General features: G+C 63.8%; 9 protein-coding genes. 7 read left to right on the top strand and 2 right to left on the bottom strand.

Features of this window, described 5'->3' with window-relative positions:
* From EN994_RS06325 to EN994_RS06310, 4 genes are all read left to right on the top strand, one after another.
* Positions 1-2,477 (top strand): peptidoglycan-binding protein (locus tag EN994_RS06325; protein ID WP_206530377.1); only part of this gene is annotated, 2,477 nt, incomplete at its 5' end.
* Between the two features lie 192 nt (positions 2,478-2,669).
* Positions 2,670-3,593, top strand: coding sequence for a sulfite exporter TauE/SafE family protein (locus EN994_RS06320; RefSeq protein WP_013533663.1), 924 nt, complete (start codon positions 2,670-2,672; stop codon positions 3,591-3,593).
* Positions 3,593-4,384 carry a TIGR02186 family protein gene (locus EN994_RS06315; RefSeq protein WP_013533664.1) on the top strand — a complete coding sequence of 264 codons (792 nt, stop codon included), beginning with the start codon at positions 3,593-3,595 and terminating at the stop codon, positions 4,382-4,384. The genes EN994_RS06320 and EN994_RS06315 overlap by 1 nt, the downstream gene beginning before the upstream one ends.
* Before the next feature lie 169 nt (positions 4,385-4,553).
* Positions 4,554-5,810 (top strand): Hsp70 family protein, encoded by a 1,257-nt coding sequence (locus EN994_RS06310; RefSeq protein ID WP_027161735.1) that lies wholly within the window; start codon positions 4,554-4,556, stop codon positions 5,808-5,810.
* A 188-nt stretch (positions 5,811-5,998) separates the two neighbouring features.
* Here EN994_RS06310 and EN994_RS06305 read toward each other — a convergent pair whose 3' ends face one another.
* Positions 5,999-6,460 (bottom strand): cupin domain-containing protein, encoded by a 462-nt coding sequence (locus EN994_RS06305; RefSeq protein WP_013533666.1) that lies wholly within the window; start codon positions 6,458-6,460, stop codon positions 5,999-6,001.
* A 110-nt stretch (positions 6,461-6,570) separates the two neighbouring features.
* On the opposite strand from EN994_RS06305, the gene EN994_RS06300 reads away from it, so the two are divergent.
* Positions 6,571-7,866 (top strand): winged helix-turn-helix domain-containing tetratricopeptide repeat protein, encoded by a 1,296-nt coding sequence (locus tag EN994_RS06300; RefSeq protein ID WP_063170006.1) that lies wholly within the window; start codon positions 6,571-6,573, stop codon positions 7,864-7,866.
* A 134-nt stretch (positions 7,867-8,000) separates the two neighbouring features.
* Here EN994_RS06300 and EN994_RS06295 read toward each other — a convergent pair whose 3' ends face one another.
* On the bottom strand, positions 8,001-8,903 hold the full coding sequence (locus EN994_RS06295; RefSeq protein WP_063170005.1) for a LysR family transcriptional regulator: 903 nt from the start codon (positions 8,901-8,903) through the stop codon (positions 8,001-8,003).
* On the opposite strand from EN994_RS06295, the gene EN994_RS35300 reads away from it, so the two are divergent.
* Positions 8,853-9,185: a hypothetical protein gene (locus EN994_RS35300; protein ID WP_127390035.1), complete on the top strand. Its 333-nt coding sequence runs from the start codon at positions 8,853-8,855 to the stop codon at positions 9,183-9,185. The two genes, EN994_RS06295 and EN994_RS35300, sit on opposite strands and share 51 nt — an antisense overlap.
* On the top strand, positions 9,182-10,385 hold a 1,204-nt coding region (locus tag EN994_RS06290; RefSeq protein ID WP_164745825.1), incomplete at its 3' end, for a molybdopterin-dependent oxidoreductase. The genes EN994_RS35300 and EN994_RS06290, both read left to right, overlap by 4 nt.

Raw genomic sequence — 10,385 nt, 5'->3', positions numbered from 1 at the left:
ATCCGGCGCTGATCCGCAGCCTGGAAGCACAGGTTGCCGGCCTGTCGGCTCATCTTTCCAAGCCCAGCACCCCGCTGCCGGAATTCGAGGACATCAGCCCGCGTCTCAACGAAATTGAAAAGTCGCTCGCAGGAACCCGCGATTCCATTCTCGGCGCGGCGCGCGAAGCGGCCGAGAACGCAGTGCAATCGCTGGCCGGTTCGAGCGCCAATGCGACCGCGGTTTCCGGCCTCGCCCAGGATTTGAAGACGCTTGAAACACTGACGCGGCGCTCCGACGAACGCAATTCGAGAACGTTCGAGGCCATCCACGATACGTTGCTCAAGATCGTCGACCGGCTGGGTTCGCTCGAACCCGGCGAGCCGGTCGAGGCGATGAGCGAATTGCTGGATGCGGCACCGGCCGAGCCGAGCAACTGGCGCGGCGTGCGCCGACCCAAAATGGCCGTCGACGCGCCGTCGATGGATATCGATCAGCCCCTGCCATTGACTGGGGACATGGCAGATCTCGATGGCCGTGCCGCCGCCATCCTGCGCAATGAGCCGGGTGCACGCGGCGACCTGGGTATGCGTAGCGACCTCGGTATTGGTATTGGCACGCGCACGCCGGCCGAGGCTGCCGCGGCGGCGGCCATGGCCGCGCTCGGTTCGGACACGATCGCCGAGAAAGGCGGACAGGCCGGCGGCCGCAAATCGTTGTTCGGCGGGCTGGCCCGCGCCTTCAAGGGCAAGAAGGAGGCGGATATCCCGCCACTGGCCGGCTCAGCGCCGAGTGCCCCAATACCGAGCGTCGATCTCGACGAGCCGCTCGATCCGAAAATGGCCAACCGGCCGCTGGAGCCCGGCTCCGGCGCACCTGACCTCAATGCCATCATGAAGCGCGTGCGTGACGAGCGCGGCCAGCCGGCCAAGCCCAGCGACACCGATGCCGCGAAATCGGATTTCATCGCCGCTGCCCGGCGCGCGGCGCAGGCCGCGGCCGCCGAGGCCGATGCGCTGAAGCGCCAGTCGACGGTGACCGGACCGGTGAAGGCACTGCGGATCGGCGACCTGCTCAAGGCACGGCGCAAGCCGATCCTGATGGGGACAACCGCGATCCTGCTGGCGCTGGGCGCCCTGCAACTGGGCAAGGCCTTTTTCGCCGATCCGGCCCAGGTGGCGAGCAACGATGTCGTGCCGATCGTCGCCTCGCAGCCGATGCAAACCGCCTCGCTCGATGCCGCGAGCCAGCCAAAGACGGACGCGCAGCCCGCGGCAGTGGAAAGCGCGCCGGACCATGCCGTCAGACAGGCCGAGCCATCCGCACCGGCAACCAAGGACGACATGGCCGCGCAAAGCATGATTGCCACGCCGTCAGGCGCCGAGCCGTCGATGGGTGCCGCGCCGATCGCAGAACCGGTTCCCGCCCCCGTCGCCTTGGCTACATCGGCCGATGCAAACCCAGCGGCGTCCGAGACGACGACAGCTTCGGCTGCGCCGGCCTCGACCGTTCCGGTCGCCGCCGAACCTGCCGATACCGATACCGCCACCGGCATCCAGCCTATGGCGACAGAGCCGACCACCGCCAAGGACACCACGGGCGCGGTTCCGCCGGTGGACGCTTCGCCGGCGACGACGGCAAAATTCGACATTCCCGCTGACGCCGGCCCGGCCGCCTTGCGTGATGCCGCTGCCAGCGGCGACGCCAAGGCGCTGTTCGAAATCGGCTCGCGCTATGCCGAGTCGCGCGGCGTCAAGGAAGACATGGCGGCAGCGGCCAAATGGTACGAGAAATCGGCGGAACTCGGCTTCGCGCCGGCCGAATACCGTATCGGAAATTTCTACGAAAAGGGCATCGGCGTCGCGCGCGACATCAAGAAGGCGAAGACCTGGTACCAGCTTTCCGCGGCACAGGGCAACGCCAGCGGCATGCACAATCTGGCCGTGCTGTTTGCCATGGCGGCTGACGGCGTGACCGACAATGAATCGGCCGCGCACTGGTTCCAGGCGGCGGCCGACGTCGGCGTCAAGGACAGCCAGTTCAATCTCGGCATCCTCGCCGCCAAGGGCGTCGGCATGAAGCAGAACCTCGAGGAGTCCTACAAATGGTTCGCGCTCGTCGCCAAGACAGGCGACAAGGATGCGGCGGCCAAGCGTGACGAGATCGCCAATGCGCTGCGGCCCGAGCAGCTCGAGCGCGCCCGCGCCGCGACCGAGCTGTGGAAGGCCAAGCCGCTGGATGCGGCAGCCAACTCGGCCGACATTCCCGAGTCCTGGCAGGACGGCGCGCCGCAGACGACCGCCAGCATCGACATGAAGAAGGCCGTCCAGAACATCCAGCGCATTCTCAACAAGAACGGCTACGACGCCGGCGGCGCCGACGGCAAGATGGGCCAGAAAACGAAGACCGCGATCATGGCTTTCCAGACCGACAACAAGATGGCGGCGACCGGCGAAGTCGACGAAAACCTGGTGAAGGCACTGCTGGCGCGCAAATAACGGCAGAGGCGTCGCTTCCACGACGCCCTTGCCACACATTCGCCTGTTAACTGATTGAGATGTTTTTTGTTTCGGCGGCGTAGCGCGGTTTGACTTCGCAGCACCTCCGGCGCAAGAACGAATTGGCTTGTCGGTCCAAGATGCCCGCAACGGTTGCATTCGCCGACAGGCAGAACTGATCGAGACTGACGGGTGGGCATCTATCTTCCGATCGCGGAAATTTCCGTCAATATCTTCGTCCTGCTGGCCATGGGCGCGGCGGTGGGTTTCCTGTCGGGCATGTTCGGCGTCGGCGGCGGCTTCCTCATCACGCCGCTCTTGATCTTCTACAACATCCCTCCGGCGATCGCTGTCGCCACTGGCGCCAACCAGGTCATCGCCTCCTCCGTCTCCGGCGTCCTTTCGCACATGAAGCGCGGTACGCTCGACCTCAAGCTCGGCGGGGTGTTGCTGGCCGGCGGCATTGTCGGTTCCACCGGCGGCATCTACGTCTTCGCCTTCCTGCGCAGGCTCGGCCAGCTCGACCTGTTCATCTCGCTGCTCTACGTCGTGCTGCTCGGCACCGTCGGCGGGCTGATGCTGGTCGAAAGCGTCAATGCGCTGCGCGCGACGCGCAGCGGTGCGGCGCCGGTGCTGAAGAAATCCGGCCAGCACAACTGGATCCACCGCTTGCCGCTGAAGATGCGCTTCAGGGCGTCAAAACTGTTCGTCAGCGTCATCCCCGTACTTGGGCTTGGCGCCGGCATCGGCTTCCTGTCGTCGATCATGGGCGTCGGCGGCGGCTTCATCATGGTGCCGGCACTGATCTATCTGCTGAAAGTGCCGACCAATGTCGTCATCGGCACCTCGCTGTTCCAGATCATCTTCACCTCCGCCTATACGACGCTGGTCCACGCCACCACCAACCAGACAGTCGATGTCGTGCTGGCCTTCCTGTTGATGGCGGGCGGCGTCGCCGGCGCGCAGTACGGTGCCAAGGCCGGCCAGAGGCTGCGCGGCGAGCAGCTCAGGGCCTTGCTGGCACTGCTGGTGCTGGCGGTGGCGATACGATTGGCGATCGATCTTTTCGTCACCCCGCCCAACCTCTATTCGCTGTCTGCCGCGGGCCTCAACTGATGAAGGCTCGCAGCACATTCGCAACCGCCATTGTCCTGTCGCTGCTTGCGGCCGCCGTGCCGGCGAAGGCACAGGTCCCGCTGACCGAAGGCATCCAGATCGGTCTCTCCACCGACAACGTCTCGATCACCGCCGGTTTTTCCGGGGCCGATCTGACCATCTTCGGTTCGCTGGAAAACCCGGATCCACTCGTCGCGCGCCAGGGCCGCTACGACGTCATCGTCGTGCTCGAAGGTCCGCCCAAACCGGTGGTGGTGCGCCGCAAGGACAGGGTGCTCGGCGTCTGGGTCAATCTGGACTCTGAGACCTTCGAAAACGTGCCGGTCTCCTATTCGGTGGCGACGACGCGGCCGCTGCAGGACATCACCGAACCCAACAGCTACAAGCAGCTGTCGCTCGGCGCCTCCAACCTCTATATGCAGCCCGCCGATGCCGGCGACAGCCCGGCGACGATCGAGGAGTTCACGGCAGCACTGCGGGAGCGCAAGTCAGCGACCGGCCTCTACAGCGAGAATGTCGGCGGCGTGCAATTCCTGTCGCAGAACCTTTTCCGCGCCACCGTCAGGCTGGCGCCGAATGTGCCGGTTGGAACCCACAAAGCCCGCGCGTTCCTGTTCAAGAGCGGTCTGTTCATCAAGGAAAGCTCGGCCCAGCTCGAAATCCGCAAATCCGGTTTCGAGCAGTCGATCTTCCGTGTCGCCCACAATTATTCCTTCCTCTACGGCGTCTTCGCGATATCGCTGGCCATGCTGACCGGCTGGCTCGGAAGGCTGATCTTCCGGCGAGATTAGGATTTTCCCCGAAAAGTGGTTTCCCTTTGCCGAGGCATGCGGTAGATCGCGCTCCCCAGCCAAATGGCAGACACAAACAATTCGGTTCGGCAGAGCAGCCCGTCCCCGGACAGCGCGCGATTTCTCATGGCGCCTGTCGGCTCGCCGACGACAAATGCAGGAACTTGTCATGCGACCAGCCTTCGGCGGCATCGACTTCGGCACTTCGAACTCCACCGTGGGCGTGGTCCGCAACGGGCAGCCGCGCCTCGTCGCGCTGGAGAACGGCCAGGTCACGCTGCCCAGTGCCGTGTTCTTCAACTTCGAGGACAACCGCACCTGCTTTGGCCGCCAGGCCATCGCCAATTACACCGACAGCATCGAAGGCCGGCTGATGCGTTCGCTGAAGAGCGTGCTCGGCAGTTCGCTGGCCCATGAAAAGACCCGCATCAAATCGCGGTCGATCGGCTTCATGGAGATCGTCGGCATGTTTCTTGGCCATCTCAAGAAGAGGCTGGAAGCCGATGCCGGCGATACGGTCGAGACCGTCGTTCTTGGCCGGCCGGTGCAATTCGTCGATGACGATGCCGAGGCCGACGCGAAGGCGCAAAGCGAACTCGAGAACGCCGCACGTGCCCAGGGCTTCAAGCACATCGCTTTCCAGTTCGAGCCGATCGCGGCGGCGCTCGACTACGAGCAGAAGGTGACACGCGAGGAACTGGCGCTGATCATCGATATGGGCGGCGGCACGTCGGACTTCTCGATCGTGCGGGTCTCGCCGCAGCGCTCCCGTTCGCTCGACCGCAAGGACGACATCCTGGCCAGCCGGGGCGTCCATATCGGCGGTACGGATTTCGATCGGCTGCTGAGCATCGCCCATGTCATGCCGCAGCTCGGCTATTTGACGCCGACCAAGGACGGCAAGCGCAACCTGCCGGCAAGCTATTTCATCGACCTCGCCACATGGCAGCGCATCAACCTGGTCTACACCGCCAAGGCGATGACGCATCTGCGCCAGATCCGCTACGAGGCCGAGCGCGCCGACCTCGTCGACCGTTTCATCCACGTCGTCGAACACCGCTACGGACACGCGCTGGCCGCACGTGTCGAGAAGGCCAAGATAGAGCTGACCGACAGGTCATCCGCAGAGGTCGCTGTGAAGCTGCCGGGTGCGGAGTTCACCGCCGAAATCACGCGCAGCGGGCTCGACGCGACGATTGCCAGGGACATCGAGCGGGTCACCGCAACGGTCGGGCAGACTATCAGGGACGCTGAGGTGAAGCCGTCCGACATCACCGCGGTGTTCCTGACCGGCGGATCGACCGCGATCCCGCTGGCCAAACGAGAGATCCTGTCGCTGGTGCCGCAGGCATCCGTCATCGAAGGCGACATGTTCGGCTCGGTCGGACTTGGCCTGGCGCTGGATGCGCAACGCAAGTTCGGCTGAGGCTTTCTTCGAGCGGTCCAGCTTTTCAGAGATTACTGATCCGCTTTAGGCCAGGTCGTGTACCCATAACCTTCGGCGTGATGCGATGAAGATCACGTCCGCTTTGCGCCGATAGCGACCAAGCTCGTGCGCCAGCGCGATATGTCGCAATGGGCCAGAAGCTGTCGTGGGGCCGCCGTGACAGATGCCTACCCGCGTGTCGTCAAAGTCGAGAGCTGGTCAGTATCGTAGCGGTTCCGCAGCTCAGCGAGGGCTTTTGGGTCCGGCGCACCCTGCGCCGCGAGTTTGGCAAGTTCTTCGAAGTAGCGTTCGTGGCCAGGCGGAGAGACGGTCATCAGCACGCGGGCGGGTCTCTCACTGACATTCGTGATGTCGTGCGGCACTCCCGGTGGAATGAACAGATAGGTTCCGGGCGTTGCGCGAACCGTCTTGTCGCCGACATGCCACGCACACTCGCCTTCGAGCAGGTAGAACGTCTCTTCCTGCACACGGTGAACATGCCGTCCGGTGGCGAATCCCGCTGGGATCGTCCAGTCGAACATGCTCGTGTGCTTGGTGTTTTCGCCGGTGACGAGGAAGACCATAGGTTGACCACGCAGCATGATCCCCTTCTTCTCGTCGGGCATGCGAATAATGGCATTGGCGCTCATAGGATCCTCCTTTGACTGGGTGCTTACTTCCGGCAAGCACCTGTGCGACATTGGCCGTCGATGCCGGGAAAGTCGTGAATTCGTTCCCAAAAATTTGCTAAAAGCGTTGGATGACAATCGGAGGCGACCTTTATCAGTTTGGCCCGTTCCGTCTCGATCAGGTGGCGGGCATTTTGTATCACGGCACCGAGCCAACCATGCTTGGGCAACGCGCCGTTTCGCTTCTGCGTTTGCTGCTCCAAAACGCGGGCGTACCGGTATCCAAAGACGCGCTGGTCGAAGCCGGCTGGGGCAAATTGGCGGTTGCCGACAACAACCTGACGGTCCAGATCGCGGCCTTGCGCCGGGTATTGGCCGACGCAGCGGATGCTGAGAGCTGGATCGAAACACTGCCGCGCCGAGGCTATCGCTATGTAGGACCGGCTGTTGCGACGAGTGTCCCTGATCGTTTTGCAGCCGCCCGCACCGCGTCGGCGCCGACCTTGCCTGAGAAGCCTTCCGTGGCGGTCCTGCCGTTCTCGAACTTGAGCGGAGATCCGCAACAGGAGTACTTCGCCGATGGAATGGTCGATGACATCATCACCGGCCTGGCACGCATAAAATGGCTTTTCGTTATCGCGCGAAACTCGACCTTCGCTTACAAAGGCCGCGCCGTGGACGTGAAGCAGGTCGGCAGCGAGCTTGGCGTACGATATGTCCTCGAAGGCAGCGTGCGCAAAGCTGGCGGTAGTGTGCGCGTAACCGCTCAGATGATCGATGCATCGACCGGCGCGCACGTGTGGGCCGAGCGCTACGACCGCAGTTCGGAGGACATTTTCGCGCTTCAGGACGAAATCGCGCTATCAGCGGTGGGCGCGATTGCTCCAAGCTTGCGAAAAGCGGAAATTGAACGTGTCAGGCGGAAGCGCCCAGAGAGTCTCGACGCATACGATCTCGTGCATGATCGCGCCGCTGCATTCACGGCATTAGACGCAGCCCTCGCCATTAGCCCGTCATCGGCGCTGACTTACATTCTTGGCAGCGTCGTTCTCGGATGGGCCGGCGAAGCAGAGCGCGCGATAGAATGGAGCGAGAAGGGTATCCGGCTAAGCCCGTTCGATTCGTGGGCTTGGGCCGCGTTTGACGCCCAAGCAATGAGCCATTTGCTGCGCGGGCGTTACGAAGAAGCTTGTCGCGCAGCCTACAAGTCCGTTCAAGCCAATCCGGCACACAGCATCACCTACGTGCAACTGACCGCTGCGCTCGCCAAACTCGGCCGGCTGGACGAAGCGAGGGCCGCCGCCGCGCGCGTGCGCGAGCTTCAGCCGGGCTTCCGCTACAGCCGCCAATTTGCTGGCGTGCGCTGTGCGCCAGCGCTCGCGGAGACTCTGGGAAGCGCGCTGCGGGACGCCGGATTGCCAGAGTGACGGCTGGGCGTCGAGGCGGACAGCGCTAGCGAGCCCATCTGGGGAGGAAGGTCGTGGTGAGGCGTTTCAATCAGCCACTCGATACAAAGTACCAAGACCTCCGAGCCAACGGCAAAGCCGCAAACTCTGATACTCTAGCCCGCCGACGGGGCATCCGCCTTGCCGTCGAGATGCGCCTTAAGCGCCATCTGGGCCAGGCTTGCCTGGCGATCGCGATGGGTGATCATGGCGAAGTCGCGTTTCGGCAATTCGAGCGGCACGGATCTGAGACTGCCTTCAGCCACGGCGCGGGCCACGACAAGCTCCGAAATGATGGTGGCGCCGGCTCCCGCCTCGACCGCCTGGCGGATAGCCTCGTTGCTCGGCAGCACCAAAAAAATCTGCAAGTCGGCGAGCGAAATGCCTTCGTGGCGCGCCAGATCCTCCAGCACTTCGCGTGTGCCCGAACCGCCCTCGCGGATGATCCAGCGCAGGTCCTTGATGTCGGAGTGGCCGGGCGCAACTTCGGCGATCTCCGGATGCGTGCTGGCAACCACCAGCATCAGCCTGTCGACGTCGACCTTGGTGCGGCGCAGGATGTCGGACTCGGTGCGCCCCTCGACCAGGCCGAGATCCGCCGCGCCATCGAGGACATTGGCCTCAACCTGCCTGGTGTTGCCGATGGAGACGCTCAGCCTGACGGCCGGATAGGCTTCATGGAAGGAAGCCAGCCGGCGCGGCAGCCAGTAGCTGGCGATGGTCTGGCTGGCGGCGATCGAGAGGCTGCCGGTGACGGTCTGCGAGACATGCTCCAGCACATTGCGGGCGGCGGCGGCCCGTTCGAGCACGGCCTTGGCCTCCGGCAGGAACCGGTGGCCGGTCTGGGCAAGCTCGATGTTGCGGCCGACCCGGTTGAACAGGTGGACGCCGTGCTGTTCTTCAAGCGCCCGGATGGCCGCCGATGCCGCCGACTGCGAAATGCCCAGCAGTTCCGCCGCCTTGGTCATGTGGCCGCGCTCGGCGACGGCGACGAAAATCCGCAACTGATCCAGGGTCATGTCCACATTAAGAACCAATATCGATCGAATTTACAAGAACAACTGATTAGACAGATCGATACCTTTATTCTAAGTTTTCCGGCGAAGTTAGAAAAAATTCGCCGAAAGATCGCAGAGAGCAGAATGATCGGGCGGCTCAGATCCCTGCTTGCGCATTGGACCCGCGGCTTAAGGCGGCGGCTGGCCGGCGATCGCTATCACCCGGAAGAGCACTATATGCGCGGCCCCGGGCCGAAGACGCGGGCCAAATCCATGCGCCGTACAGGCGCCACCGGATCATGATGCAGGGACCGCCGCGCGGCGCGAATTCGGCACCATCGCAACGCCCGCTTGCCGACACGCGAGCGCCCGATGAAGGCGACGGCGTCGACACCTCGCCTGCCGTTTCCGACAGCATCGCCAAGACGACCTGCTACATGTGCGCCTGCCGCTGCGGAATCGATGTACACATCAAGGATGGCAAGGTCCGCTACATCAACGGCAACAAGGACCACCCGGTCAATCGCGGCGTGATCTGCGGCAAGGGCAGCTCCGGCATCATGCAGCATTACAGCCCGGCAAGGCTGAAGAAGCCATTGCTGCGCGCCGGCCCGCGCGGCTCCGGCGAGTTCCGCGAGATCGAGTGGGAGGAGGCGTTTTCTATCGCTACGGAACGGCTGTCGAACATCCGCCGGACCGACCCCAGGAAACTCGCCTTCTTCACCGGCCGCGACCAGTCGCAGTCGCTGACCGGCTGGTGGGCGAGCCAGTTCGGTACGCCGAACTTCGCCGCCCATGGCGGCTTCTGTTCGGTCAACATGGCGGCCGGCGGCCTCTATACGATCGGCGGTTCGTTCTGGGAGTTCGGCGAGCCCGACTGGGACAACACCCGGTATTTCATGCTATTCGGTGTCGCCGAGGATCACGATTCCAACCCGATCAAGATCGGTCTCGGCAAGCTCAAGGCGCGCGGCGCCAAGGTCGTCTCGATCAATCCGTGCCGCACCGGCTACAATGCCATTGCCGATGACTGGATCGGCATCCGGCCCGGAACAGACGGCCTGTTCGTGTTCGCCCTCATCCACGAATTGCTCAAGGCGGGTCGCGTCGATCTCGAGTATCTGCTGCGCTACACCAATGCCCATGTTCTCGTCGTGCAGGAGCCAGGTGCTGCCGATGACGGGCTGTTCGTGCGCGATGCCGACGGCAATCCGCTGGCTTGGGACAGGGTGGCGAAGACACCGGTCAGCGCCGCCGATGCCGGTGCGAAACCGGCGCTGACCGGCAGCTTCACGATCGGCGGGCGCCGCTGCGTCCCGGTGTTCCAGCTGATCGCCGACCGCTACCTCGATGAGAGTTACGCACCGGACTCGGTCGCCGAGCGCTGCGGCATTGCCGCCGACACGATCCGCAGGATCGCCGCCGAACTCGCCCATGTCGCCTTCGAACAGACGATCGAATTGCCGATCGCCTGGACCGACTGGGCCGGGCGCCGCCACGAGA

Source organism: Mesorhizobium sp. M7A.F.Ca.CA.002.09.1.1 (assembly GCF_003998555.1).
GTDB classification, from domain to species: domain Bacteria; phylum Pseudomonadota; class Alphaproteobacteria; order Rhizobiales; family Rhizobiaceae; genus Mesorhizobium; species Mesorhizobium ciceri.
This window is presented reverse-complemented; position numbering and strand designations above follow the sequence as displayed.

What these genes read in the sequence shown, in the direction of transcription:
- EN994_RS06315 (WP_013533664.1), top strand. Translation starts at nt 3,593, where the DNA reads ATGAAGGCTCGCAGCACATTCGCAACCGCCATTGTCCTGTCGCTGCTT.
- EN994_RS06305 (WP_013533666.1), bottom strand. Translation starts at nt 6,460, where the DNA reads ATGAGCGCCAATGCCATTATTCGCATGCCCGACGAGAAGAAGGGGATC.
- EN994_RS06310 (WP_027161735.1), top strand. Translation starts at nt 4,554, where the DNA reads ATGCGACCAGCCTTCGGCGGCATCGACTTCGGCACTTCGAACTCCACC.
- EN994_RS06300 (WP_063170006.1), top strand. Translation starts at nt 6,571, where the DNA reads ATGACAATCGGAGGCGACCTTTATCAGTTTGGCCCGTTCCGTCTCGAT.
- EN994_RS06295 (WP_063170005.1), bottom strand. Translation starts at nt 8,903, where the DNA reads ATGACCCTGGATCAGTTGCGGATTTTCGTCGCCGTCGCCGAGCGCGGC.